The sequence below is a fragment of the Streptomyces sp. NBC_00236 genome (genome assembly GCF_036195045.1).
Classification (GTDB): domain Bacteria; phylum Actinomycetota; class Actinomycetes; order Streptomycetales; family Streptomycetaceae; genus Streptomyces.
The window spans coordinates 1576420-1600729 of the sequence record NZ_CP108100.1 but is presented as its reverse complement, the minus strand read 5'-3'; the positions used below and the strand labels follow the sequence as shown (position 1 = coordinate 1600729).

The 24310-nt window shown below is 71.2% G+C and carries 25 protein-coding genes; 15 read left to right on the top strand and 10 right to left on the bottom strand.

Annotation, left to right across the window (positions count from 1 at the left end; translation table 11 throughout):
- The first annotated feature begins 72 nt into the window (after positions 1 to 72).
- The 3 genes from OG446_RS07020 to OG446_RS07010 are packed head-to-tail and all read left to right on the top strand — an operon-like array spanning position 73 to position 2708.
- Complete coding sequence (locus OG446_RS07020) at positions 73 to 957, top strand: sterol desaturase family protein (RefSeq protein WP_328893201.1); 885 nt, start codon at positions 73 to 75, stop codon at positions 955 to 957.
- The gene (locus tag OG446_RS07015; protein WP_328893200.1) at positions 954 to 1643 is read left to right on the top strand and encodes a lysoplasmalogenase; all 690 of its coding nucleotides are present in this window, start codon (positions 954 to 956) and stop codon (positions 1641 to 1643) included. The genes OG446_RS07020 and OG446_RS07015 overlap by 4 nt, the downstream gene beginning before the upstream one ends.
- 21 nt (positions 1644 to 1664) lie before the next feature.
- Positions 1665 to 2708, top strand: a complete 1044-nt coding sequence (locus tag OG446_RS07010) for a zinc-dependent alcohol dehydrogenase family protein (RefSeq protein ID WP_328893199.1) — start codon at positions 1665 to 1667, stop codon at positions 2706 to 2708.
- On the opposite strand, the gene OG446_RS07005 is transcribed toward OG446_RS07010, so the two are convergent.
- A complete protein-coding gene (locus OG446_RS07005) occupies positions 2698 to 4116 on the bottom strand; it encodes a CoA transferase (protein WP_328893198.1) in 1419 nt (472 codons plus the stop codon). The genes OG446_RS07010 and OG446_RS07005 overlap by 11 nt on opposite strands.
- 101 nt (positions 4117 to 4217) lie before the next feature.
- The gene (locus tag OG446_RS07000; protein ID WP_328893197.1) at positions 4218 to 5753 is read right to left on the bottom strand and encodes a S8 family peptidase; all 1536 of its coding nucleotides are present in this window, start codon (positions 5751 to 5753) and stop codon (positions 4218 to 4220) included.
- 292 nt (positions 5754 to 6045) lie between these two features.
- On the opposite strand from OG446_RS07000, the gene OG446_RS06995 reads away from it, so the two are divergent.
- The 3 genes from OG446_RS06995 to moaA all read left to right on the top strand — a co-directional run bounded on the left by OG446_RS06995 (position 6046) and on the right by moaA (position 9223).
- On the top strand, positions 6046 to 6411 hold the full coding sequence (locus OG446_RS06995) for a DUF485 domain-containing protein (RefSeq protein ID WP_328893196.1): 366 nt from the start codon (positions 6046 to 6048) through the stop codon (positions 6409 to 6411).
- On the top strand, positions 6408 to 8048 hold the full coding sequence (locus OG446_RS06990) for a solute symporter family protein (protein ID WP_328893195.1): 1641 nt from the start codon (positions 6408 to 6410) through the stop codon (positions 8046 to 8048). The genes OG446_RS06995 and OG446_RS06990 overlap by 4 nt, the downstream gene beginning before the upstream one ends.
- Positions 8049 to 8233: 185 nt before the next feature.
- On the top strand, positions 8234 to 9223 hold the full coding sequence (moaA, locus tag OG446_RS06985) for a GTP 3',8-cyclase MoaA (protein ID WP_148015997.1): 990 nt from the start codon (positions 8234 to 8236) through the stop codon (positions 9221 to 9223).
- Between the two features lie 75 nt (positions 9224 to 9298).
- On the opposite strand, the gene OG446_RS06980 is transcribed toward moaA, so the two are convergent.
- Both OG446_RS06980 and OG446_RS06975 read right to left on the bottom strand, forming a co-directional pair.
- The gene (locus OG446_RS06980; RefSeq protein WP_328893194.1) at positions 9299 to 9574 is read right to left on the bottom strand and encodes a hypothetical protein; all 276 of its coding nucleotides are present in this window, start codon (positions 9572 to 9574) and stop codon (positions 9299 to 9301) included.
- Between the two features lie 220 nt (positions 9575 to 9794).
- Positions 9795 to 10172: a DUF3099 domain-containing protein gene (locus tag OG446_RS06975; RefSeq protein WP_328893193.1), complete on the bottom strand. Its 378-nt coding sequence runs from the start codon at positions 10170 to 10172 to the stop codon at positions 9795 to 9797.
- Positions 10173 to 10417: 245 nt separating this feature from the next.
- Here OG446_RS06975 and OG446_RS06970 point away from each other — a divergent pair, with 245 nt between their 5' ends.
- Positions 10418 to 10693 carry a GlsB/YeaQ/YmgE family stress response membrane protein gene (locus tag OG446_RS06970; protein ID WP_328893192.1) on the top strand — a complete coding sequence of 92 codons (276 nt, stop codon included), beginning with the start codon at positions 10418 to 10420 and terminating at the stop codon, positions 10691 to 10693.
- 70 nt (positions 10694 to 10763) lie between these two features.
- Here the strand turns inward: OG446_RS06970 and tyrS are convergent, their stop codons facing one another.
- From tyrS to OG446_RS06955, 3 genes are all read right to left on the bottom strand, one after another.
- Positions 10764 to 12032, bottom strand: coding sequence for a tyrosine--tRNA ligase (gene tyrS, locus OG446_RS06965; protein WP_328893191.1), 1269 nt, complete (start codon positions 12030 to 12032; stop codon positions 10764 to 10766).
- A gap of 123 nt (positions 12033 to 12155) precedes the next feature.
- On the bottom strand, positions 12156 to 13550 hold the full coding sequence (locus OG446_RS06960) for a metallopeptidase TldD-related protein (protein WP_328893190.1): 1395 nt from the start codon (positions 13548 to 13550) through the stop codon (positions 12156 to 12158).
- 82 nt (positions 13551 to 13632) lie between these two features.
- Positions 13633 to 15156, bottom strand: coding sequence for a TldD/PmbA family protein (locus OG446_RS06955; RefSeq protein WP_328893189.1), 1524 nt, complete (start codon positions 15154 to 15156; stop codon positions 13633 to 13635).
- 272 nt (positions 15157 to 15428) lie between these two features.
- Between OG446_RS06955 and fabG the strand changes: the two genes are divergently transcribed.
- The 4 genes from fabG (at position 15429) to OG446_RS06935 (ending at position 19168) form a co-directional block, all read left to right on the top strand.
- The gene (gene fabG / locus OG446_RS06950; RefSeq protein WP_328893188.1) at positions 15429 to 16148 is read left to right on the top strand and encodes a 3-oxoacyl-[acyl-carrier-protein] reductase; all 720 of its coding nucleotides are present in this window, start codon (positions 15429 to 15431) and stop codon (positions 16146 to 16148) included.
- A gap of 5 nt (positions 16149 to 16153) precedes the next feature.
- Complete coding sequence (gene fabI, locus OG446_RS06945) at positions 16154 to 16921, top strand: enoyl-ACP reductase FabI (protein WP_148016005.1); 768 nt, start codon at positions 16154 to 16156, stop codon at positions 16919 to 16921.
- Positions 16922 to 17085: 164 nt separating this feature from the next.
- Positions 17086 to 17484, top strand: a complete 399-nt coding sequence (locus OG446_RS06940; RefSeq protein ID WP_328893187.1) for a hypothetical protein — start codon at positions 17086 to 17088, stop codon at positions 17482 to 17484.
- A 148-nt stretch (positions 17485 to 17632) separates the two neighbouring features.
- Positions 17633 to 19168: a hypothetical protein gene (locus OG446_RS06935; RefSeq protein WP_328893186.1), complete on the top strand. Its 1536-nt coding sequence runs from the start codon at positions 17633 to 17635 to the stop codon at positions 19166 to 19168.
- A 30-nt stretch (positions 19169 to 19198) separates the two neighbouring features.
- On the opposite strand, the gene OG446_RS06930 is transcribed toward OG446_RS06935, so the two are convergent.
- Positions 19199 to 19411: a hypothetical protein gene (locus OG446_RS06930; protein ID WP_328893185.1), complete on the bottom strand. Its 213-nt coding sequence runs from the start codon at positions 19409 to 19411 to the stop codon at positions 19199 to 19201.
- Positions 19412 to 19610: 199 nt separating this feature from the next.
- The gene (locus tag OG446_RS06925; protein WP_328893184.1) at positions 19611 to 20285 is read right to left on the bottom strand and encodes a FadR/GntR family transcriptional regulator; all 675 of its coding nucleotides are present in this window, start codon (positions 20283 to 20285) and stop codon (positions 19611 to 19613) included.
- Between the two features lie 103 nt (positions 20286 to 20388).
- On the opposite strand from OG446_RS06925, the gene OG446_RS06920 reads away from it, so the two are divergent.
- From OG446_RS06920 to OG446_RS06905, 4 genes are all read left to right on the top strand, one after another.
- Positions 20389 to 21675, top strand: coding sequence for a CynX/NimT family MFS transporter (locus OG446_RS06920; RefSeq protein ID WP_328893183.1), 1287 nt, complete (start codon positions 20389 to 20391; stop codon positions 21673 to 21675).
- A gap of 26 nt (positions 21676 to 21701) precedes the next feature.
- Positions 21702 to 21812 (top strand): SGM_5486 family transporter-associated protein, encoded by a 111-nt coding sequence (locus OG446_RS06915; protein ID WP_266786054.1) that lies wholly within the window; start codon positions 21702 to 21704, stop codon positions 21810 to 21812.
- 148 nt (positions 21813 to 21960) lie between these two features.
- Positions 21961 to 22167: a hypothetical protein gene (locus tag OG446_RS06910; protein ID WP_328893182.1), complete on the top strand. Its 207-nt coding sequence runs from the start codon at positions 21961 to 21963 to the stop codon at positions 22165 to 22167.
- A gap of 74 nt (positions 22168 to 22241) precedes the next feature.
- Positions 22242 to 22760 carry a SixA phosphatase family protein gene (locus OG446_RS06905; RefSeq protein WP_328893181.1) on the top strand — a complete coding sequence of 173 codons (519 nt, stop codon included), beginning with the start codon at positions 22242 to 22244 and terminating at the stop codon, positions 22758 to 22760.
- A gap of 72 nt (positions 22761 to 22832) precedes the next feature.
- Here OG446_RS06905 and serB read toward each other — a convergent pair whose 3' ends face one another.
- Positions 22833 to 24089, bottom strand: a complete 1257-nt coding sequence (serB, locus tag OG446_RS06900; protein WP_328893180.1) for a phosphoserine phosphatase SerB — start codon at positions 24087 to 24089, stop codon at positions 22833 to 22835.
- Positions 24090 to 24310 lie beyond the last annotated feature (221 nt).

Sequence of the window (24310 nt, the reverse complement as noted above, 5' to 3'; positions counted from 1 at the left end):
GACAGCATGTCTCGCATACTTGTTGGTAACAACGTCTAGTCGGGGGCCGACCTGCGGCTCTACGGTGCAGGCATGCCGACGAACCTGCCCGATGTAGTGCTCTGGTCCATACCGGCCTTCGTCCTGCTCACCGTTCTGGAAATGGCGCTCCACCACTTCCACCCCGACGAGGACGCCGCCGGTTACGAGGCGAAGGACGCCACCACCAGCATCACCATGGGGCTGGGCAGCCTGGCCTTCGACCTGCTGTGGAAAGTGCCCATCGTCGCGATCTACACCGCGGTCTACGAACTGACCCCGCTCAGCATCCCCCTCCTGTGGTGGACCGTCCCGCTGATGCTGCTGGGGCAGGACTTCTTCTACTACTGGTCCCACCGCGGCCACCACGTCATCCGGATCCTCTGGGCCTGCCACGTGGTCCACCACTCCAGCCGGAAGTTCAACCTCTCCACCGCGCTGCGCCAGCCCTGGACCTCGCTGACCGTGTGGCCGTTCTACCTCCCGCTGATCGCGTGCGGCGTCCACCCGGCGGCACTGGCCTTCTGTTCCTCGGTCAATCTCGTCTACCAGTTCTGGGTGCACACCGAGCGGATCGACAAGCTGCCCCGGCCCTTCGAGTACGTCCTGAACACGCCCTCCCACCACCGGGTGCACCACGCCTCCCAGGGCGGCTACCTCGACCGGAACTTCGGCGGCATCCTGATCGTGTGGGACCGGTGGTTCGGGTCCTTCACCGCGGAGACGGAACGGCCCGTGTTCGGGCTCACCAAGAACATCGACACGTTCAACCCGCTGCGGGTCGCCACCCACGAGTACGCCGCGATCGCCCGCGACGTCCGCGCGGCGGGCAGCTGGAGCGAGCGGGCCGGGCGGGTCTTCCGCGGACCCGGCTGGAAGCCCGCCGAAGTCGCGGCGGGCAGGGCCACGGCCGCTCCCGCGCGGGAGCGCACCGGATGAGCGCCGGCCCGTCCCCGGACCGGCGGGAGCGTCTCGTGCGCCCCCTGCTCATCGCCTTCCTCCTCGCGTGCGTGGCCGACCTCGTCGGGGTCCTCACCGACGCCGGCCCCGTCCACCTCGTCGCCAAGCCGCTGCTGATGCCGCTCCTCGCCGCGTACGCCGTCGCCCGGCGCGGGCCCCGGCTGCTGATCGCCGCCCTGCTCTGCGGCTGGACCGGGGACGTGTTCCTGCTGGCCGACGCCGACCTCGCCTTCCTCGTCGGGATGGGCGGATTTGCCGCAGGACACCTCTGCTACCTGCGGCTCTTCGGCCGGGCCCGCGGCGCACTGCTCCCCGGTATCGGGTACGCGGTCGTCCTGACCGTCTTCGTCGTGCTGATCTGGGACGGGTTGCCGGCCGGGCTACGGGTCCCGATGGCGGGCTACAGCCTGCTGCTGACCGCCATGGCCTACCGCTCCGGCGTCCTCGGCCGGTACGCGGCCGCCGGAGGCGCGCTCTTCCTGCTCTCCGACGCCCTGATCGCCACCGGCATCGCCGACTGGCCGCAGCCGCCCGCCCCCGATTTCTGGGTCATGCTCACCTATGTCGCGGCGCAGTTCCTGCTGACCCTGGGCGCGCTCGCGCCGGGGGCGAAAAGAGCCGGTGCGGTCTTCGGGGCGTACCGTGAGCGGAGTATCAGCATCTGAGATCAGCAAGGACCCCCACGCATGCGCGCCACCGTCATCCACGCACCCCACGACATCCGCGTGCAGGAGGTCCCGGACCCGGTGATCCAGCAGCCCACCGACGTGGTGCTGCGGGTCCTGCGGGCCTGTATCTGCGGCAGCGACCTGTGGGCCTACCGCGGCGAGTCCGCCCGGCAGCCCGGCCAGCGCATCGGCCACGAGTTCCTGGGGATCGTCGAGGAGGCGGGCGCCGAGGTCAACGGCTTCGCCGTCGGCGACCTCGTCGTCGCCCCCTTCGTCTGGTCCGACGGCACCTGCACCTACTGCGCCGAGGGCCTGACCACCTCCTGCCCGCAGGGCGGCTTCTGGGGCTCGGTCGGCTCCGACGGCGGACAGGGCGAGGCCGTGCGCGTTCCGTTCGCCGACGGCACACTGGTCAAGCTCCCCGCCGCCGCGGCCTCCGACGACCACCTGCTCACCGCGCTCCTGGCCCTGTCCGACGTCCTCGGCACCGGCCATCACGCCGCTGTCGGCGCCGGTGTGAAGCGGGGCTCCACGGTCGCCGTCGTCGGTGACGGTGCCGTCGGCCTGTGCGGCGTCATGGCCGCCAAGCGGCTCGGCGCCGAGCGGATCATCGCGCTCGGCCGCCACCGGGCACGCACGGACATCGCCCGCGACTTCGGCGCCACCGACATCGTCGCCGAGCGCGGCGAGGCAGCCGTCGAGGCGGTACGGGAACTGCTCGGCGGCGAGGGCGCCCAGGCGGTCATCGAGGCCGTCGGCACCGAGCAGTCGATGCGCACCGCCGTCGGCATCACCCGCGACGGCGGCTCCATCGGCTACGTCGGAGTGCCGCACGGCAGCGGCACCGGGCTGGACCTCGGCATCATGTTCGACCGGAACATCGCCCTGCGCGGTGGCGTCGCCCCCGTACGCACGTACATTCCGGAACTGCTCCCCGACGTGCTGTCCGGCACCATCGACCCGTCGCCCGTCTTCGACCTGGCGGTCGGCCTCGACGAGGTACCGGCCGGCTACAAGGCGATGGACGAGCGCACGGCGCTGAAGGTCCTCATCAAGCCGTGAGCCAGACGGCCGCGTCCGCCCCCAGCGGTCCGGGCGGGCGCGACCAGTCGGCGGGCGCCCCGTCGAAGGCGACCGGCGGCAAGGCATGGCGCAGGCGGCCCAGCGGGCTGTCGGTCTCGGTGAGCCACTTCCGCGGGTCGTAGTGCTCGGGTTCCGTACGGTCCGGCGTCGCCGGGATCTCGTCGGTCAGCCAGGCCGCGGTACGGGCCAGCGAGAGGGTGGCCAGCCGCGAACCGCCCTCGTCGTGCTGCTCGGTCAGCGCCCGCAGTACCGCCGCGGCCAGCAGATAGCCGGTGCCGTGGTCCAGCGCCTGGGCGGGCAGCGCACCCGGCGGACCGTCCGGCTCCTCCGGGTCCGCCTCGGCCACTGCGATGCCGGTGGCGGCCTGCACCACGCTGTCGAAACCGCGCTGCCCGGCCCATGGGCCCTTCCCCCAGGCCGACAGGCGCCCGATCACCAGACCAGGCCTGCGCGCGGCGAGGGACCGCGGCGTGAGGCCGAACCCGTCGAGCGCACCGGGCCGGTATCCGGTGACGACCACGTCCGCCCCGGCCAGCAGCTCGTCGAAGACCTCGCGGCCGGCGCCGCTCGCCAGGTCGATGCTCACCGACCGCTTCCCGAACCCCGTGTCGCTGTGCGCGTCCTGGCTCTCCGGGAGCTGCGGGGCGTCGATCCGCAGGACGTCGGCGCCGAGCAGCGCGAGCGTACGGGTGGCGACCGGCCCCGCGGTGACCCGGGTGAGGTCCAGGACGCGCAGTCCGGCAGCGGGCCGCAGCGGTGTGCCGCCGAGGGCTGCCGTCCGCCGCACCGGGGCCGCGTCCAGCCGCTCCCTCTCCACCAGCGGCACACCGGAGAGTGCGACGCGGCGCGGGTCGACGGCCCACTCCCCGGGTGTTCTGGCGGCCACGGCCAACCCGCCCGCGGCGTACACCGCCTGCTCGATCCCGTCCGCCCGCAGCCCGGCGAAGGACGCCGCCACGGCGTCCACGGCCAGATCGTCGGCGGTGTCCGCGGGCAGCCCCAGCGTGCCCAGCAACCGGGCCCGGTGGTGCGGGTAGTTGGCGTGCGTACGGACCCAGCCGTCGGCCGTGCGCCAGAACCGGGAGAGCGGAGCGAAACTCGCCGGGGCGCGGCCGTCGATCCGCAGATGGCGCTCGCTGACGAACGCGGTGGCCACCGCGCCGTCGTCGGTCCGGACCCGGGGCACGGGGCCGCCGGTGCGGCGGGCCGCGAGCTCGGCGGCGGCCAGGGAGCAGACCGCGACCGCGGCGCGGGCCAACTCCCGCACGGGCAGCCGGGCGGGGAGCAGCCCGGCCGCTTCTGTCGTCCCGATCCGGGAGAGAAGTACGGAGTCACCACCGAGGGCGGCCCAGGCCTGCCCGGTGGCTGAGTCGGGGAGGTGCGTCATCCCCGCACTATGGCACTGAGTGCCATGTGCGGGACAGGGGCGGACCCGGGCGGACCGGGGCCGGCACGGAGGGTTCCTGTGCCGGCCCCTCGCTCCGTCCCCTACCAGCGCACCGCGTCCAGCGCGTCCACCACTCCGGCCCCGTAGAAGCCGTTGCGGTTCTTGCCGCCCTCGCAGACCGCGTCGATCTTGCCGTCGCCGTCGATGTCGTACGGGTCACCGCACGCCGTGGCGTCGGCCTCGAGCGTCAGCAGCGCCTTGACCGCGGCGGCCGACGCGTACGGATGCGTCGACTTGATCAGGGCCACGACGCCCGCGACGTGCGGGGAGGCCATCGACGTACCGGCCTTGTAGCCGTACTTGCCGCCCGGCAGCGTGGACAGGATCAGACCGCTCGTCGCCGGCGGCGCCGGCGTCTGATAGGCCGTCGAGTCCCCGCCCGGCGCGGCCACGTCGATGACGCCGTTGCCGTAGTTCGAGTACGAGGCCTTCAGCCCCTTCGCACCCGTCGCCGAGACCGTCACGACCCCCGGCAGCATCGTCGGGATGTCGAGGCACACCTTCGGGTCGATGGTCCGGGTGACCGGCGTGGTGTCGTTGGGGCTCGTGACGTCCTCGATCGTGTCGGCCGCCAGGTCCTCGGCCGCGTTGCCCGCCGCGGCGACGTTGACCGCGCCCTTGCCCTCGGCGTACCGCGTGGCCCGGGCGACGGCCTCGACCAGTGCGCCCTGGTCCGGGTCGTCCTTGCAGTTGAACAGCCACGGGTCGGTGTAATAGCTGTTGTTCGTGACATCGGCACCGTGGTCCGCGGCCCACATGAAGCCGCAGACGACGGCCTCGGTGTAGAAGAAGCCGTCCGGGTTGCCCACCTTGATGCCGGAGACCTTCACGCCCGGCGCGACCCCGGTCACCCCGATGCCGTTCTTCGCGGCGGCGATGGTGCCCGCGACATGCGTGCCGTGATCGCTCTCACCGGTCTTCGGACGCCAGGCGCCCTCCGAGGTGTCCGGTGCGCCGGAGACACAGTCCGCCGAGCCGCGGCGGTCGAAGTTCGGGGCGAGATCGGGGTGGGTGTCGTCGACACCCGTGTCGATGACCGCGACCGTGACCTTGGAGCTGCCCAGCGACTTCTCGTGCGCCTTGTCCGCCTTGATGGCGGGCAGGTCCCACTGCAGGGGCTCCATGGGGTCCTGGCCCGCCGTGGCCTGCGCTGCCGCAGTCCGTTCCTGCTGCGCGGTCAGCGGCTGGTCGACCCCGATGTCCTTCGTGGCCTGCGGAACGATCGGGTTGGTACGGGTGGCGCCCGCCGAGTCGACGCCCCTGACGCGGCGCATCGACTGCGCGAACTGCGGGTTCTGCGAGTGGGCGACGATGACCCCGATCCGGTCGTAGGCGATCACCACCGTGCCGCCGGCCCGCTCGATGGCCTTGCGCACCTGCTTGACGGTGCCGTGACCGCCGCGGGTGTTGACCACGTACGACAGCTTCGGACCGTCCGTCGACACCGCCGCCGAGGGCGTCTCCTGCGCCGGGGCGGCGGAGGCGGTGCCCGTCGGCAGGAAGCCGAGCGATGCGGTGAGGGCCAATCCGACGGGCAGCGTCAGTGCGCGCTTCCGTCTGGATCCCAGATGAGCCATGGGGTCTCCACTTCATCCGTGTCTGTCGACGGACACGGGGTGTGTCCAGTCGCGTACATGACGAGTGAAGCTATCGCTGATCATCCCGGCTCATCAATGAGTTCGAGAGAACCGATTCCGGCCGGAGCGTCCGAAGGGGTGACACGAAGACGACGGAAACCGAGGTGAACCGCTTCGCCGCGCGCTGCGTGCCGTTGTCAGGGGAGGCGTACATCACTCCCCGATATCGAGGTCCCCAGTGAGATCCACCGTCCCCACCACCACTACCGCACCCGCGTCGCGAGGAGATTCCGTGGCTACCGATGCACCGCCGCCCGAGGGCAGTACGGAGACCGGCCCCGCCCAGCCCACGACCGAGGAGTTCGTCGCGGAGCAGGCGAGCCAGGAATTCGGCGAACTCCGCCGCTCGTACCGCTCGTTCGCCTTTCCGCTGACCATCGCCTTCGTGGCCTGGTACCTGCTGTACGTGCTGCTCTCCAACTACGCCGGCGGCTTCATGGGCACCAAGGTGTACAGCAACTTCAACGTGGCCTTCGTCTTCGGCCTCGCCCAGTTCCTCACCACCTTCCTCATCGCCTGGTTCTACTCGCGGCACGCCAACGCGAAGCTCGACCCGAAGGCCGAGGCCATCAAGTCCCGTATGGAGGCCGACGTATGAGCGCCGCGTACCACTCCCAGACCGTCGTGACGCTCGCCGCCTCGTCCACCAGCGAGCACCGGCCGCTGATCATCTCGCTCTTCGCGGTCTTCGTCGCCGCGACCCTCGGCATCACCGTCTGGGCCGGCCGCCAGACCAAGAGCGCCTCCGACTTCTACGCGGGCGGCCGCCAGTTCACCGCCTTCCAGAACGGCCTCGCGGTCTCCGGCGACTACATGTCCGCCGCCTCGTTCCTCGGCATCGCCGGAGCCATCGCCCTCTTCGGCTACGACGGCTTCCTCTACTCGATCGGCTTCCTCGTCGCCTGGCTGGTGGCGCTGCTGCTGGTCGCCGAACCGCTGCGCAACTCCGGCCGCTACACCATGGGCGACGTCCTCGCCTACCGGATGCGCCAGCGCCCGGTCCGTACCGCCGCCGGTGTTTCCACCATCGTCGTCTCGATCTTCTACCTGCTGGCACAGATGGCAGGAGCGGGAGTTCTGGTCTCGCTGCTCCTCGGAATCACGAGCGACGCGGGAAAGATCCTCATCGTTGCGCTGGTCGGCGTACTGATGATCGTCTACGTCACCATCGGCGGCATGAAGGGCACCACCTGGGTGCAGATGGTCAAGGCCGTCCTCCTGATCGCCGGCGCCATCCTGATGACCTTCATGGTGCTGTGGAAGTTCGACTTCAACGTCTCCGACCTGCTGGGCACCGCCGCCGAGAAGAGCGGGCACGGCGCGTCGTTCCTGGAGCCCGGGCTCAAGTACGGCGCCACCGGCACCTCGAAGCTGGACTTCCTCTCGCTCGGCATCGCCCTGGTGCTCGGCACCGCCGGTCTGCCGCACATCCTGATCCGCTTCTACACGGTGCCGACCGCCAAGGCCGCCCGTAAGTCGGTCAACTGGGCCATCGGCATCATCGGCGCCTTCTACCTGATGACGATCGCCCTCGGATTCGGCGCCGCGGCCCTCATCGGCCCGGCCGAGATCAAGGCGAAGAACCCGGCAGGCAACGCGGCGGCCCCGCAGCTCGCCGAATACCTCGGCGGGGTCGGCTCCACCGGCGGCGCCGTCATGCTCGCCGTGATCTCCGCCGTTGCCTTCGCCACCATCCTCGCCGTCGTCGCGGGCCTCACCCTCGCCTCCTCGTCGTCCTTCGCCCACGACATCTACGCCAACGTCATCCGCAAGGGGAAGGCCACCGAGAAGGAGGAGATGAGGGCCGCCCGCTGGGCCACCGTCTTCATCGGCGCGGCCGCGATCGTCCTGGGCGCCTTCGCCCGCGACATGAACGTCGCCGGCCTGGTGGCGCTCGCCTTCGCCGTCGCCGCTTCGGCCAACCTGCCGACACTCCTCTACAGCCTCTTCTGGAAGCGGTTCACCACCCAGGGCGCGCTGTGGTCGATCTACGGCGGACTCGCCAGCTCGGTGATCCTGGTGCTGTTCTCTCCGGTCGTCTCCGGAAACGCGAAGACCTCGATGTTCAAGGGCGTCGACTTCGCCTGGTTCCCGCTGGAGAACCCGGGCCTGATCTCCATCCCGCTGGGCTTCCTGCTCGGCTGGGTCGGCTCCCTCCTGTCCAAGGAGGAGCCGGACAAGGGCAAGTACGCCGAGCTGGAGGTCAAGTCCCTCACGGGCATCGGAGCCCACTGAGAGCAGAAGTTCACACAGGAGTCGGGTGCCCGCACCGCTCCGTCGCCGCGGCCGCGTCGTAGAGTCCTACGACGCGGCCGCGCCGCACCTCGTGTCAAACGGGCCCCGCCGTTGTCACAGGTCTCGCGTAGTCTCGGAAGAGTCAGATACCGCAACCGGGAAGTCACCGGGGGAGGGGGCCCACCATGCTCATCGACACATTCGACCGGGTTGCCACCGACCTGCGTGTATCGCTCACCGACCGCTGCAATCTGCGCTGCACCTACTGCATGCCCGAAGAGGGCCTGCAGTGGCTCGCCAAGCCCGACCTGCTGAGCGACGACGAGATCGTCCGGCTCGTCCGCATCGCCGTCACACAGCTCGGCATCACCGAGGTCCGCTTCACCGGCGGAGAGCCGCTGCTGCGCCCCGGCCTCGTCTCCATCGTCGAGCAGTGCGCGGCCCTGGAGCCCCGCCCCAGGATGTCGCTGACGACCAACGGCATCGGACTGAAGCGGACCGCCGCCGCGCTCAAGGCCGCGGGCCTGGACCGGGTCAACGTCTCCCTGGATACGCTGCGCCCCGAGGTGTTCAAGACCCTCACCCGCCGCGACCGCCACCACGACGTCCTGGCCGGACTGGAAGCCGCCCGCGAGGCGGGGCTCACCCCGGTCAAGGTCAACACCGTCCTGATGCCGGGGCTCAACGACGACGAGGCACCCGACCTCCTCGCCTGGGCCGTGGACAACGCGTACGAGCTCCGCTTCATCGAGCAGATGCCGCTCGACGCCCAGCACGGCTGGAAGCGCGACGGAATGATCACCGCAGGAGACATCCTCGAGTCGCTGCGCACCCGCTTCGACCTCACCGCCGAGGAGGACGGCGAGCGCGGCTCCGCCCCCGCCGAGCGCTGGCTCGTGGACGGCGGACCCCACCGGGTCGGCGTCATCGCCTCCGTCACCCGGCCGTTCTGCCGGGCCTGCGACCGCACCAGGCTCACCGCCGACGGCCAGGTCCGCACCTGCCTGTTCGCCCGTGAGGAGACCGACCTGCGCGGCGCCCTGCGCTCCGAGGCTCCGGACGAGGAGATCGCCCGGCTCTGGAAGGTCGCCATGTGGGGCAAGAAGGCCGGTTCCGGCCTCGACGACCCGTCGTTCCTCCAGCCCGACCGCCCGATGTCGGCGATCGGCGGCTGACCGACGGAATCCGAGGGCTCAGGGCGGATCCGAGGCTCAGGACGGGTCCCAAGGCCCAGGACGGATCCGAGGGTCCTAGGGCCTCTCGTCCGACTCCCATTCGGTCAGCGTTACCACGTCCTTCAGGAAGCCCCGGACGCCCAGGAACGACGAGAGATGCTCCCGGTGATCGTCACAGGCCAGCCAGGTCTTGCGGCGCTCCGGAGTGTGCAGCTTCGGGTTGTTCCACGCCAGCACCCACACGGCATCGGCACGGCAGCCCTTGGCCGAGCAGACGGGCGCGACGGCAGCACTCGCGGACGCGGAATCGGGTCCGGCGGAATCGGCGGAATCGGGTTCGGGGGAGTTCACGGACTCAACCCTAGAGCCTGAGCCGGACGGCAGACCGTGCGGCATCCCCGCCGGAGAAAAGGCGACGCCGAGCAGCCACGGGGGGAGCTGCCCGGCGTCGGTCCGTCGCTCCGACGGGGGATGCGGAGCGCTCACGAAGTATGTCACGCAGACCGGGCTGCGGTGCACTGGAACTTCATGATTGATCTGAGCTTTTCTTGAGCTTGGGCCCGTCCCGGGCTCAGCCGTGCTCCTGTGGATCCGGGCTTCGGAAAACATGTCCGGATTCCGGACCGGGCTCCGCCGGAGCGGCCATCGGCGCGGCTTCCAGCACGGGGCGCGTGGCGGCCGGCACGAAGGTCGAAGGGATGGAAGGACCGTTCTCCCGGCCCGCGTTGGCGATGACGACCGCGACATAGGGGAGGAGAACCCCCAACGCGAGCGCCACGATCGCCACATGGCGTTCCACGTTCCACAGGACCGCGGCGGCGACCACCGAAACCGTGCGCACGGACATCGAGATCACATAGCGCCGCTGCCTGCCGCGCACGTCCTCGGCGAGCCCCTGCCGCGCCCCCGTGATCCGGAAGACCTCCGCACCACGCTGTTTCCCCAACACGTCTCCACCACCCTTCCCCGAGCTCATGACGAACTGGGGGAGACCCCGTTCCTGCGCCGGACGCTCCCCGGACCGGACCGGATCCCACGGTACGCCCGGCCTCCCCCGGGTTCGAGACCGGGGCGCGCCGCATACGTACACCCCACCACCCCGTCGCACGTACGGACCCGTCCGACATGCGGCGTACCGGACCAGGACCGAAACTGGGCGGACATGCGCGACACCGCGTCGCACAAGGAGGCGACATGAGCTGGTTGTGGGCAGTCATCGTGGGCCTGGTGCTCGGTCTGATCGCAAAGGCGATCCTGCCGGGCAAGCAGGAGATCCCACTCTGGCTGACGGTCATTTTCGGCATGATCGGCAGCATCCTCGGCAATGCTGTCGCCACCTGGATCGGCGTCAACGACACCAAGGGCATCGACTGGACGCGCCATGTGCTCCAGCTGATCGGAGCCGTGGTGGTGGTCGGTGTCGGTGACATGCTCTGGGCCTCGATCCGGGGCAGCAGGCAGAAGACCTGAACCACGCAGAGCACAGCACGACGGCGGGGCACGCATCATGCGTGCCCCGCCGTCGTGCTGTCGTGACGGCTCAGCCAGCCGTGACCTCGATCGCCGCGAGGTTCTTCTTGCCCCGGCGCAGCACCAGCCAGCGCCCGTGCAGCAACTCCTCGCGGGACGGGGCCGCCTCGCCGTCGAGGGCCTTCACGTTGTTCACGTAGGCGCCGCCCTCCTTGACCGTGCGGCGGGCGCCCGACTTGCTCGGTGCCAGACCGACCTCGACCAGCAGGTCGACCAGCGGACCGAGCTCGGTGACCTGCGCGTGCGGCACCTCGGAGAGCGCGGCACTCAGTGTCGCCTCGTCCAGCTCGCCGAGCTCGCCCTGACCGAACAACGCCTTCGACGCGGCGATGACCGCGGCACACTGGTCCGCGCCGTGCACCAGCGTCGTCAGCTCCTCGGCCAGCGCGCGCTGCGCCGCCCGGGCCTGGGGCCGCTCCTCGGTGACTTTCTCCAGCTCCTCCAGCTCGGCGGGGCTCAGGAAGCTGAGGATGCGCATGTAGCGGGAGACGTCGCGGTCGTCCACGTTCAGCCAGAACTGGTAGAACGCGTACGGCGTGGTCATCTCCGGGTCGAGCCAGACGGCGCCGCTCTCGGACTTGCCGAACTTGGTGCCGTCCGCCTTCGTCATCAGCGGCGTCGCCAGCGCGTGCACCTCGGCGCCCGGCTCCAGGCGGTGGATCAGGTCGAGACCCGCGGTCAGGTTGCCCCACTGGTCGCTGCCGCCCTGCTGGAGGGTGCAGCCGTGGCGCCGGTACAGCTCCAGGAAGTCCATGCTCTGGAGCAGCTGGTAGCTGAACTCGGTGTAGCTGATGCCCTCGTCGGACTCCAGCCGCCGCGCGATGGACTCCTTGGTGAGCATCTTGTTGACCCGGAAGTGCTTGCCGATGTCCCGGAGGAACTCGATCGCGGACATGCCCGCGGTCCAGTCCAGGTTGTTCACCATGACCGCGGCGTTCTCGCCCTCGAAGGACAGGAACGGCTCGATCTGGGACCGCAGCCGCGCCACCCAGGCGGCGATCGTCTCCGGGTCGTTCAGCGTGCGCTCGGCGGTCGGCCGCGGGTCACCGATCTGGCCCGTGGCCCCGCCCACCAGGGCGAGCGGCCGCAGACCGGCCTGCTGGAGCCGGCGCATGGTGAGCACCTGCACCAGATGGCCGACGTGCAGACTCGCCGCAGTGGGGTCGTAGCCGCAATAGAACGTGACGGGACCGTCCGCGAGAGCCTTGCGCAGTGCGTCCTCGTCAGTGGACTGGGCGAACAGCCCGCGCCACTTCAGCTCGTCGACGATGTCCGTCACGGTTCCGTGTCTCCTCAGCTACGTGTATCGAATGCGCTTCGTGTATCGAATGCGTGCCGGTATCGAATGCGCCGCCTGTGTCGAAAGACAGCAGATCGAAAGGCAACCGTCAGTCTAGGCGGGTCATACGCCCCGGCTCACCGAGCTCATGTTGAAGTCCGGGATGCGCAGCGCGGGCATCGCGGCCCGGGTGAACCAGTCGCCCCACTCGCGCGGCAGCGTCTTCTCCGTCCGGCCCGCCTCGGTGGCCCGCGACAGCAGGTCCACGGGCGACTCGTTGAAGCGGAAGTTGTTCACCTCACCCACCACCTCGCCGTCCTCCACGAGATACACCCCGTCGCGGGTCAGCCCGGTCAGCAGCAGCGTCGCCGGGTCGACCTCCCGGATGTACCACATGCAGGTCAGCAGCAGTGCGCGGCCGGTCGTCGCGGCCACCATCTCCTCCAGGGACCGCTCACCACCGCCCTCCAGCAGCAGGTTGTCGATCGCCGGGGCGACCGGCAGCCCGGTCTGACCGGCCGTGTGGCGCGTCGTCGTCAGCCGGTCGAGCCGGCCGTCGCTGATCCAGTCGGTCCGGCCCAGCGGCAGCCCGTTGTCGAAGACCGACGCACCGTCCCCGGAGGAGTGCGCGATCACGAACGGCGCGGATTCGAGCCCCGGCGCGTTCGGGTCGCTGCGCAGGGTCAGCGGCAGTGGCGACAGGGTCTCGCCGAGCCGGGTCCCGCCGCCCGGCTTGGAGAACACCGTCCGGCCCTCGACGGCGTCCCGGGCGGTGGCCGACCACAGCTGGTAGATCAACAGGTCGGCGACGGCGGTCGGCGGCAGCAGCGTCTCGTACCGCCCGGCGGGCAGCTCGATCCGGCGCTCCGCCCAGCCCAGCCGCTGGGCCAGCTCGGCATCCATCTCGGCCGGGTCGACGTCCTTGAAGTCGCGGGTCGAGCGCCCCGCCCAGGCCGAGCGCGACCGGTCGGGCGACTTGGCGTTCAGCTCCAGCGTCCCGTTCGGCTGGTCGTGGCGCAGCCGCAGCCCCGTCGACGTACCCACGTAGGTCGAGGTCATCTCGTGATGGGCGAAGCCGTACAGCTCACGGCCCCCGGCGCGGGCCCGGGCGAAGGCGTCGCCGAGCGCGGGCGCGAACGCCGCGAAGACGTCCGAGCCCGTCTCCGCGGGCGCGTCCGTGAAGTCGGGGGACTCCGGCACCCCGGTGACCAGCGGCTGTGCGTCCTCGGCCGGTCCGGCCCCGCGCGCGGCGGCCTCGGCGGCCCGCACCAGCGGCTCCAGGTCCGCCGCGGTGACGGCGGACCTGGACACGACACCGGAGGCGGCGCCCTCGGACCCGTCGACGGTGGCGATGACGGTCAGGGTGCGGCCCCGGGTCACCCCGTTCGTGGTCAGCGCGTTGCCCGCCCAGCGCAGATTGGCCGACGACTCCTCGTCGGCGATGACCACACAGCCGTCGGCGGTGGACAGTGCGAGCGCGCGCTCGACGATCTCGTGCGGCTTGCTGACGCGGCTCATCGCCCGGCCTCCTGCGTCGTGTTGAGACTGTGCCTGCCCGGGGGCCGCCCCCCGGACCCCCGGCCGGTTCCGTGGTCGCCGCTCATCGCCCGGCCTCCTGCGTCGTGTTGAGGATGTTCACGCCCCGGAAGAGGGCGGAGGGGCAGCCGTGCGAGACCGCCGCGACCTGGCCCGGCTGGGCCTTGCCGCAGTTGAAGGCGCCGCCCAGGACGTACGTCTGCGGGCCGCCCACCTTCTCCATGGAGCCCCAGAAGTCCGTCGTCGTCGCCTGGTAGGCGACATCGCGCAACTGCCCGGCCAGCTTGCCGTTCTCGATCCGGAAGAACCGCTGCCCGGTGAACTGGAAGTTGTACCGCTGCATGTCGATCGACCAGGACCGGTCGCCGACCACGTAGATCCCGCGCTCCACCCCGCCGATCAGGTCCTCCGTGGAGAGCCCGCCCGGATCCGGCTGCAACGACACGTTCGCCATGCGCTGCACGGGGACGTGCCCCGGCGAGTCCGCGTACGCGCACCCGTTGGACCGGCCGAGCCCCGTCAGCTTCGCGATCCTGCGGTCCAGCTGGTAGCCGACCAGCGTCCCGTCCTTGACCAGGTCCCAGGACTGCGCCTCGACGCCCTCGTCGTCGTACCCGATCGTCGCGAGCCCGTGCTCGGCGGTGCGGTCGCCCGTCACGTTCATCACCGGGGAGCCGTACGCCAGCTTGCCCAGCTGGTCGAACGTGGCGAAAGAGGTCCCGGCGTACGCCGCCTCGTACCCCAGCGCCCGGTCCAGCTCGGTGGCGTGGCCGATCGACTCGTGGATGGTCAGCCACAGGTTGGACGGGTCGACGACCAGGTCGTACGTCCCCGCCTCGACGCTCGGCGCCCGCATCTTCTCGGCCAGCAGCCCCGGGATGCTCTCCAGCTCCGTGCCCCAGTCCCAGCCGGTGCCCGTCAGGTACTCCCAGCCGCGTCCCGCCGGCGGCGCGATCGTGCGCATGGAGTCGAACTCGCCGGTCGTCGCGTCCACGGCGACCGCGGTGAACTGCGGATGCAGCCGCACCCGCTGCTGGGTGGTGACCGTGCCCGCGGAGTCGGCGTAGAACTTGTTCTCGTGGACGGTCATCAGGGAGGCGTCCACATGCGCGACGCCCTCCGCCCCCAGCAGCCGGCCGCTCCACTCGGCGAGCAGCCCCGCCTTCTCCTCGGCCGGTACGTCGAAGGGGTCGATCTCGTACGCCGAGACCCAGCTCCGCTCCCCGTGCACGGGCTCGTCGGCGAGCTCCACCCGCTCGTCCGATCCCGCCGCCGCGATCACCTTCGCCGACAGCTTCGCCATGGCGACGGCCTGCGAGGCCACCTTCGCCGCGGCGTCCATCGTCAGATCCACCCCGGAGGCGAACCCCCACGCCCCGCCGTGCACCACCCGTACCGCGTACCCGAGATCGGTGGTGTCCGACGACCCGGCCGGCCGGGCGTCCCGCAGCCGCCAGGTGGCGCTGCGCACCCGCTCGAAGCGGAAGTCGGCGTGCACGGCTCCCAGCGCCCGCGCGCGGGCCAGCGCCGCGTCGGCGAGGGGCCGTAGCGGGAGGGCCAGGAACGACTGATCTACCTCATGGGGCACGGGCGGCCTCTCCTCTGCGTTCACATACCCTCGGATCGTTTACGAGGCAGTGAAGCACGGCCACAGCGGCGTCGCGGCCGATTTCCGGGCCGAGCGCGGGGAGCGGGCCCCCGCGGCGTCCCGCGGTCCGGTCGCCGGCCGTCCGGGCCGGGTCGTCACTGTAGGAACCCCACAGTGACCGGCCGAAGGCGCTGTCAGGGGCCGATTCCTCGTGGGGCGGACGGTACCGATAGGTTTTCGAGGTACCAGACCGCTACCGAAAGGGTGATCCGTTGAGCCGCTCGGTTCTCGTCACCGGAGGAAACCGGGGCATCGGCCTCGCCATCGCCCGCGCTTTCGTCGACAACGGCGACAAGGTCGCGATCACCTACCGTTCCGGGGAGCCGCCCGCGGCGCTCACCGAGGCCGGTGTTCTCGCGGTCCGTTGCGACATCACCGACAGCGAGCAGGTGGAGCAGGCCTACAAGGAGATCGAGGAGAAGCACGGCAGCGTGGAGGTACTGGTCGCCAACGCCGGTATCACCAAGGACCAGTTGCTGATGCGGATGTCCGAGGACGACTTCACGTCCGTACTCGACACGAACCTCACCGGCACCTTCCGAGTCGTCAAGCGCGCCAACCGTGCCATGCTGCGCGCCAAGAAGGGCCGCGTCGTCCTCATCTCCTCCGTCGTCGGCCTCCTCGGCTCGGCCGGACAGGCCAACTACGCCGCCTCCAAGGCCGGTCTGGTCGGTTTCGCCAGGTCGCTGGCGCGCGAGCTCGGTTCGCGCAACATCACCTTCAACGTCGTCGCGCCCGGTTTCGTCGACACCGACATGACGCAGGCGCTCACCGAGGAGCAGCGCAAGGGCATCGTGTCCCAGGTGCCGCTGGGCCGCTACGCGCAGCCCGACGAGATCGCCGCCGCGGTGCGCTTCCTCGCCTCCGACGACGCGTCGTACATCACTGGAGCCGTCATCCCCGTTGACGGCGGATTGGGCATGGGTCACTGATCACCATGAGCGGAATTCTCGACGGCAAGCGCATCCTCATCACCGGGGTGCTGATGGAGTCGTCCATCGCGTTCCACACCGCCAAGGTGGCCCAGGAGCAGGGCGCGGAGATCATCCTGACCGCCTTCCCGCGGCCCACGCTGACCGAGCGCATCGCCAAGAAGCTGCCCAAGCCGGCCAAGGTCATCGAGCTGGACGTGACCAACGCCGAGCACCTGGACCGGCTGGCCGGTCTGGTGCGCGACGAGCTCGGCTCCCTCGACGGTGTGGTCCACTCCATCGGCTTCGCGCCGCAGGACGCGCTCGGCGGCAACTTCCTCAACACCCCGTTCGAGTCGGTCGCCACGGCGATGCACGTCTCGGCGTTCTCGCTGAAGTCACTCGCCATGGCGTGCAAGCCGCTGATGAGCGAGGGCGGTTCGATCGTCGGCCTCACCTTCGACGCCCAGTACGCCTGGCCGCAGTACGACTGGATGGGCCCGGCCAAGGCAGCGCTGGAGGCCACCTCCCGCTACCTCGCCCGTGACCTGGGCAAGGACGGCATCCGCTGCAACCTGATCTCGGCCGGGCCGATCGGTTCCATGGCGGCCAAGTCCATCCCGGGCTTCGGTGAGCTCGCCGACGTGTGGAACACCCGTGCGCCGCTGGCGTGGGACATGAAGGACCCGGAGCCGGCCGGCCGCGGCATCGTCGCGCTGCTCTCGGACTTCTTCCCGAGGACCACGGGCGAGATCATCCACGTCGACAGTGGCGTGCACATGATGGGTGCCTGACCCCACTCGCGCATCACGGCCGCGCACCGCCTCCTCCGGGGGCGGTGCGCGGCCGTTTCCCTTGCCCCGCCCGGCCTCCCGGCGCTCAGGTCGAAAAGCCGGCCGATCCACCGCAGAATGTGGAGGAACCGGACTTCTGGTCAGGCTGAGGGGAGGAGATCGCTGTGCGCGGCACTCGTCACCGAACCCGAACCCGATCCCTGCTGGTGGCCTCCGCCGTCGTCGCCGGGCTACTGGTGCCCGTGGGCCTGTATGCGGCGGGGCACGTGGGAGCCGCAGGCGCGGCCGCGCCTCCCGCGCCCGACCCCGAACCCTCCGGCGCCGAATGCCGTACGTCGGTGAAGGGCTCCCGGGTCGTCGCGTACTGCCACAACCCGTACCCCTCCGCCGACCGCGTCCAACTGCACACCGAGTGCGCCCGCTGGTGGGACATCGACGCCGACTCCAGGCCGGTCGAGGTCCCCCCGGGCCGGACCGTACGGCTGGACGACCGCTGCTGGAAGGAAGTCCGCTCCGCCTGGGTCACCCACGCCACCGAGACGCACCGGGCCGAGGCGTCCTAGGCGTGCGTCCCCGGCGGGGCCCCACGGGCGAAGGTCCCAGGGGCAAGGCCTCGTGCCGGTACGGCGCGCCCGGCTTCCTCGGCACGCGGCAATCGGGCAGGCTGGCCCCGGTCAGGGCTCATCCCGACCGCCCTGCCGAGGAGCGGTCATGTACGAGTTACGGGCCCCGAGCCCTGCCCCGGTGCGCGCGGCGGGGGAGCCGGCCCCCGAGTCCTCGCGGCGGCTGCTGACCTGGCTGGTGGCCATCGCGGTGGTCTGCGTCGCCGTCCAACTGGCCTTCGTCGTACCGGGATCGGGCCTCGGGTGGGACGAGACCGTCTACGTCAGCCAGGCCGGGGGTGACGCCCCGGCCGCGTTCTTCAGCGCTCCCCGCGCCCGCGGCATCTCCTACCTGGTCGCACCGGTCGCCGCCCTCACCGGGTCCACGACCGTCCTGCGGATCTACCTCGCCCTCCTCTCGGCCGGCGCGCTCGTCGGCGCCTTCCGGGTCTGGCGCACCCTGGTGCCCGGCCGTGTCCTGGTCTGCGCGGGAGCCCTGTTCGCCACTCTCTGGCCGACCCTGTTCTACGGCTCGATGGCCATGCCGAACCTGTGGTGCGCGCTGGGTGCCCTGGCCGCCACCGGGTGGGTCGCGCGTGCTCTGCTGCGCGGGGCGGGGCGGGCCGAGCTCCTCGGCGCGGGGGCGGCGATGGCCGTCGTCGTCCTGATGCGGCCGGCCGACGGGGTGTGGCTCGCTCTGCCGTTGCTGCTGGTCGCAGTGGTGCGGCCACGGATGTTCGCCGCGCTGGCCGTCGGGCTGCTCGCGGGCGCCGCACCGTGGATCGTGGAGGCGTTCGCGCACTACGGAGGGCCGCTCACCCGGCTGCACCGGGCCAGCGAGATCCAGGGCGGCCTGGGCTGGAACCTGGCGGTGGACGACCAGGCCAAGGCGTTGGAGGGGCGCACTCTCTGCCGCCCCTGCACCATTCCGTGGCAGCGGCCCGGCGCGACGGTCTGGTGGGTCCTGCTGCCGTTCCTGACCGCCGGAGGAGCGGTCGTCGCACGCCGGGCGGGCCGGGGCACGGCGGTCCTCCTGGCGACCGGGACGGCGGTGTCGCTCGCCGTGCCGTACCTCTTCCTGATCGAGTACGCGGCACCGCGCTTCCTGCTGCCCGCCTACGCGCTGCTGTCCCTGCCGGTCGCGGAATGCCTCGTACGGCTCTACGCCCAGGCGCGCGGTCCCGCCGGGCAGCCGGGGCGTACCGTCGCGCGGCGGTGGCGCGTCGTCGCGCTCGCTGCCGTCCTCGCCGCCCATCTGGCCGTGCAACTCCAGGTGACGAGCCGGGTGTCCGCCAGCAGCAAGTCGACCACCGCGGACTTCGCGGCCGTGGCCGCCGCGCTCCACCGCAACGGAATCCGCCCGCCCTGTGTGATCAGCGGCGACCAGGCGGTCCCGATCGCCCACTACGCGGGCTGCGCCTCACGGCAGACCGCCGGGCACGACGGGAGCATCACCCCCGCCGGTCTCAGAGAGGCCGCCCGGCGGGTCCCGACGGCCGTTCTCGTCTCCGGCGGCGGCCCCCGGCCGGCGTACGCCCCTGCGGGACCGCCCGTCTTCCTGGTGGAGACCCGGGGCGAGGGACCGTTCACCGGCTATCTGTTCCCACCGCCGGACCGCCCCGGCCCGGACCGGCCGGACTCCTGAGAAGGCTTGCGACGACCCGGGGCCGGACGGTCAGTCGGGGAGCGGGACGCGGATCACCGGGTCGAACGGGTGCTTGTTGAAGCCGGTGCGCAGATTGCGGCATCCCGGCGCGCCGCACATGAAGAACTCCTCGACGCTCCGGCGGCCCGTGAGGGCTCTGAGCCACACCTTCTCGTTGGTGGTGAGAGCGCGGTGTTGTTCGTCTGAATCGCAGGTGAAGCAGTACATCTGACGGGGCTGCACAAGACCTCCCGAGGCGGGCGGACCGACCGGACAGGGCGAAACGAACCGAGCGAACCGAAGCATAAGGGGGCGTGGCGGGCGAGGGCAGCGCCCGCGGGAGCGTTTCCCGCGATGGTCCCCGCCCGCGGGGGGAGAACCCGGCGGCCCGGCGCACGCGCGCCGGGCCGCACACGTGACCGCAGTGGCGTACCGGTATTCCCTATGCCCGCTCCACCAGGCAGCTCAGCGCGTGACTCGCGGCCTCCGCCGCCGCCGTCTCCGCGTCGCCCGCCCGGATCGCCTCGACGAGCCGGCTGTGGTCCATGTGGTTCTCCGGTCGCAGCTCGTGACCGATGTCGACCCGTAGGTAGTCCTTCAGCAGATCGCCCAGGTCGGCGTAGAGCCCGGTCAGCACCTCGTTGTGCGAGGCGGCGACCACGGCCAGATGCAGCGTCGCGTCCGCCGCCACGAACGCCTCGGCGTCCCCCGCCGCCCAGGTCTCCTCCCGGCGCCGCATGAGCGTGTCCAGCTGCTTCAGGTCCCGCTCGGTGCGGCGGGCGGCGGCCAGGCGCGCCGCCGACGACTCCAGCGTCGAGCGCAGCTCGGCCACATGACGCGGATCGGCGGACGCGAACCGGCGGTGCATCACCCCGGCCAGCTCGCTGACGGCCACCACATAGGTCCCCGAGCCCTGCCGGATGTCGAGCAGCCCGTTGTGCGCGAGCGCGCGCACCGCCTCGCGCACGGTGTTGCGGGCCACCCCCAGCTGCTCGACCAGTTCGGGCTCGGTGGGGATGCGCGACCCCACGGGCCACTCGCCCGACGTGATCTGGTTCCTCAGCTGGGCAATCACCTGGTCGGCGAGTGCCGAACGCCGCGGGGACGTCAGCGCCATGGTGCTCCTTGCTCCGGTGTGCGGGCGGGCGGGGCCGCCCGGGCCCCCCGAATCGTCTCAGAGGATTGGACAAGCAATCATCCCATGATTCTATGATGGCCCCATGCCTGACGACACGCCCCCTCCCCGCACCCCGACCCGGACGCTGGGCCCCGCCGCCCCTACGGCCCCCCGCATCGAGGTGCCCACGCAGGGGACCGGCCCCGCCCCCTGGGTGCTCCGCCTGGTCGCCGTCGGGCTCGTCCTCACCGCGCTCAACCTCCGCCCCGCCATCACCAGCCTCGGCGCCCTCCTCGAAGAGGTGCGCGACGGGCTGCACATGAGCGGCAGCGTCGCCGGCGTACTCACCTCCGTACCGCCGCTCTGCTTCGCGGTCTTCGGCATCATGGCTCCGCGCCTGGCCCGCCGCTTCGGACCGGGCGCGGTCGTCTGCGCGGGCATGGTCGCCATCACCGCGGGGCTGGTGATCAGGCCCCTCGTCGGCGGCACGGCCGGCTTCCTCGCCGCGAGCGCGCTCGCCCTCATGGGCATCGCCGTCAGCAACGTCCTGATGCCGGTGATCGTCAAGCGCTGGTTCCCGGACCGCGTCGGCTCCATGACCGGCCTCTACTCCATGGCCCTGGCGCTGGGCACCTCGCTGGCCGCGGCCGTGACCGTACCCATGACCGAGGCGATGGGCGGCAGTTGGAAGGCCGGCCTCGGCGTCTGGGCCGCGCTCGCCGCCGTCGCGATCCTGCCGTGGGTCCCGCTGGTACGGGACCGCAGCGGCGCGGCGGGACACCCCGCGGCCCACCGGACCGAGGCCCCCGCGCTCCGGATCACCCGCAGCCGCACCGCCTGGGCCCTCGCCTGCTTCTTCGGCCTCCAGGCCACCGCCGCCTACATCACCATGGGGTGGATGCCCCAGATCTTCCGCGACGCCGGCGTCTCGGCCGGTACGGCGGGAGTCCTGCTCGCCCTCACCATGGCCATGGGCGTGCCCCTCGCCTTCGTGATCCCGAGGGTCGCCGCCCGGATGAGGAACCAGGGCCCGATCGTCGTCCTCCTCGGCGCCTGCGGCCTCATCGGCTACGCGGGCCTCTACCTCGCCCCGTCCGGCGGGGCCTGGGCCTGGGCGCTGCTCCTCGGCATCTCGAACTGCGCCTTCCCGCTCGCCCTCACCATGATCGGCATGCGCTCCCGCAGCGGCGCCGGAGTGGTCCGGCTCTCCGCGTTCGCCCAGTCCACCGGCTACCTCATCTCGATCCCCGGCCCGCTCCTGGTCGGCGTGCTCTACCAGCACAGCGGCGGCTGGGGGCTGCCGATCGCCCTCATGGCGGCCCTGATGGTGCCGCAGATGGTGGCCGGCATCCTGGCAGGCCGGGACCGGACGATCGAGGACGAATGCTGAGATGCGAGACTGGGGCCATGTCTCCTGTGCTCGATCCGAATCCCCAGAACGGTCAGAAGAAGCTGCTCATGGTCTTCGGGGCCATGCTGCTGATCACGGTCGTCATCGGCGTGATCGCCTCCATCGCCTCCCCGTGACGCACGGCTCCCGGTGCGAGGGTGGGGCTAGCCCCACCATCCCCTAGGGGGCCAGGGTCAGGGTGAAGTGGGTGGGTCACCGGATGGGAGCGGCGCCCCCCGATCCGTAGGTTCTGAGTATCGGAATCCAGCACCCACGGAGGCGGACATGCCGGCCCGTACGCACACCCGCCCCACCCGTCAGGACGCCGCCGGTGTCGAGGTCCGGCTGCCGTGGTGGGCCGTCGCGCTGCCCGCCGTGGCCTTCGGCGCGCTCCTCCTGCTGATCGCGGGACCGGGGCAGGCGCACGCCGCCACGGGTGATCCCGCGGTCGGCCGGTTGCTGGAGCGAATCGTGGAGCTGCTGACCCCCTGACGTCCGGAGCGCGGGGCGGGGGAGCCCTCCAACACCCTGCGCCAGGTGGCACATTTCATGCGAAGCTGAGGTGTATGAGCGTCGATACACCTCGCAGGATCGTCCTTCTCAGGCATGCAAAGGCGGAATGGTCGCAGGACTCCGACCATGAGCGGCCGCTCGCGGAGCGCGGCCGCAAGGATGCCCCCGTGGCAGGCCGCAAACTCGCCGATTCCGGGATCGTCTTCGATCTGGCCCTCTGTTCGACCGCGGCCAGGACGCGCGAGACATGGAAGCTGGCCGTGCACGAGATGCCCGAGCGTCCCAGGACCGTGTACGAGGAGAGGCTCTACGAAGCCTCGCTCGGTGAGCTGATCGCTCTGATCAACGAGACCCCCGACGACGTCCGCGATCTGCTGGTCATCGGCCACAACCCGGGCATGCACGCCGTCGCCGACGCCCTGGCGGGCGGGGCGGAGGGCGACGCCCTGGCGCGCATGACCCGCGGCGGCTTCCCGACCGCCGCGTTCGCCGTGGTCGAGCTTCCCGGCACCTGGAAGAGCGTGGAGCACGGCGTCGGCAAGCTCGTCGAGTACTGGACTCCGAACGACTGACCGCCCCGGCTCATGACAGGGCCCGGATGCCTACGCCGAAGCGTGCGCACCCGGGCCCTGTCGCGTGCGCCGCTACTCGACGAGGCCGTCGGCGGCCTCGACCTCCTCGCGGGTGATGCCGAGCAGATAGAGCACGGTGTCCAGGAACGGCACGTTCACCGCGGTGTGCGCCGCCTCGCGGACCACCGGCTTGGCGTTGAAGGCGACCCCGAGCCCCGCGGTGTTCAGCATGTCCAGGTCGTTCGCCCCGTCACCGATCGCCACCGTCTGTGCCAGCGGCACCCCGGCCTCCGCGGCGAAGCTGCGCAGCAGCCGGGCCTTGCCCGCCCGGTCGACGATGTCCCCGGTCACCCGGCCGGTGAGCTTCCCGTCGACGACCTCCAGGGTGTTGGCAGAGGCGAAGTCGAGCCCGAGCCGCTCCTTGAGATCGTCCGTCACCTGCGTGAACCCGCCGGAGACGACGCCCACTTGGTAGCCGAGCCGCTTCAGCGTACGGATCAGGGTGCGGGCGCCCGGCGTCAGCCGGACGTCGGCACGCACCTTCTCCACCACCGACACGTCGAGCCCCGCCAGCAGCGCCACCCGCGCGTGCAGCGACTGCTCGAAGTCGAGCTCGCCGCGCATCGCCTGCTCGGTCACCGCGGCGACCTCGGCCTCGCAGCCGGCATGGGCCGCGAAGAGTTCGATGACCTCGTCCTGGATGAGCGTCGAGTCGACGTCCATCACGACGAGGCGCTGCGCCCGGCGGCTCAGCCCGGCCGAGACGACCGCCACGTCGACGCCGATCCCGGCCGCCTCGACGGCCAGTGCGGTGCGCAGCGCCTCGGTCCCGGTGCCCGACACCGCGAACTCGACGGCGGTGACCGGATACTTCGCCAGCCGGAAGATACGGTCGATGTTTCCGCCGGTCGAGGTGATCGTGGCCGCTATGGCCGCGGTCGACTCCGCGGTCAGCGGATGCCCGAGCACCGTCACATGGGAACGGCCGTCGCCGCGCGGACGGTTGTCGCCCGTGCCGGAGATGATCTCGGCCTGCAGTTTCAGCGACTCGGCCCAGCTGTGCACGGTGGCCCGCAGGTCGCCCTCGGTGGTCCCGCCCGCGGTCGGGGCGGTGACCAGCGCGCACAGGACGATACGGCCACGGGTGACGACCTGCTCGATGTCGACGACATCGACCGAGTAGGCGGCGAGGGTGTCGAAGAGCCCGGCGGTGATGCCGGGCCGGTCCTTCCCGAAGATCTTTACCAGAAGGGTCGGCGTGTCTGCGTCCCGACGTGACTCAGGAGGCTCAGGGGGCAGCGAGGACTGAGGGGGCTGAGATGCGCTCATGGTGCTCCCACCGTATCGGTCCGCGGCAGGCCCCCGACGGCCCGTCCCGAGGACCGGACAGCCGGGCCGGCGCCGGGGATGTTCACCTTCGGTGCGGTCTGCTGCACCTGATTTCCTTTGTGGTGATAACTCGCGGTTTCGTCCGGGTCGTTCGCAACGGTGCGGTCTCGGTTCGGCCAACCTCCCGCCCGGCTTTCGCATCGGGGACTGCTCCTGGAATA

Excerpts from the sequence above, each read along its gene's own strand:
- OG446_RS07020 (WP_328893201.1), top strand. The coding sequence starts at position 73 with ATGCCGACGAACCTGCCCGATGTAGTGCTCTGGTCCATACCGGCCTTC.
- OG446_RS07015 (WP_328893200.1), top strand. The coding sequence starts at position 954 with ATGAGCGCCGGCCCGTCCCCGGACCGGCGGGAGCGTCTCGTGCGCCCC.
- OG446_RS07010 (WP_328893199.1), top strand. The coding sequence starts at position 1,665 with ATGCGCGCCACCGTCATCCACGCACCCCACGACATCCGCGTGCAGGAG.
- OG446_RS07005 (WP_328893198.1), bottom strand. The coding sequence starts at position 4,116 with ATGACGCACCTCCCCGACTCAGCCACCGGGCAGGCCTGGGCCGCCCTC.
- OG446_RS07000 (WP_328893197.1), bottom strand. The coding sequence starts at position 5,753 with ATGGCTCATCTGGGATCCAGACGGAAGCGCGCACTGACGCTGCCCGTC.
- OG446_RS06990 (WP_328893195.1), top strand. The coding sequence starts at position 6,408 with ATGAGCGCCGCGTACCACTCCCAGACCGTCGTGACGCTCGCCGCCTCG.
- moaA (WP_148015997.1), top strand. The coding sequence starts at position 8,234 with ATGCTCATCGACACATTCGACCGGGTTGCCACCGACCTGCGTGTATCG.
- OG446_RS06970 (WP_328893192.1), top strand. The coding sequence starts at position 10,418 with ATGAGCTGGTTGTGGGCAGTCATCGTGGGCCTGGTGCTCGGTCTGATC.
- OG446_RS06960 (WP_328893190.1), bottom strand. The coding sequence starts at position 13,550 with ATGAGCCGCGTCAGCAAGCCGCACGAGATCGTCGAGCGCGCGCTCGCA.
- fabI (WP_148016005.1), top strand. The coding sequence starts at position 16,154 with ATGAGCGGAATTCTCGACGGCAAGCGCATCCTCATCACCGGGGTGCTG.
- OG446_RS06935 (WP_328893186.1), top strand. The coding sequence starts at position 17,633 with ATGTACGAGTTACGGGCCCCGAGCCCTGCCCCGGTGCGCGCGGCGGGG.
- OG446_RS06925 (WP_328893184.1), bottom strand. The coding sequence starts at position 20,285 with ATGGCGCTGACGTCCCCGCGGCGTTCGGCACTCGCCGACCAGGTGATT.
- OG446_RS06920 (WP_328893183.1), top strand. The coding sequence starts at position 20,389 with ATGCCTGACGACACGCCCCCTCCCCGCACCCCGACCCGGACGCTGGGC.
- OG446_RS06910 (WP_328893182.1), top strand. The coding sequence starts at position 21,961 with ATGCCGGCCCGTACGCACACCCGCCCCACCCGTCAGGACGCCGCCGGT.
- OG446_RS06905 (WP_328893181.1), top strand. The coding sequence starts at position 22,242 with ATGAGCGTCGATACACCTCGCAGGATCGTCCTTCTCAGGCATGCAAAG.
- serB (WP_328893180.1), bottom strand. The coding sequence starts at position 24,089 with ATGAGCGCATCTCAGCCCCCTCAGTCCTCGCTGCCCCCTGAGCCTCCT.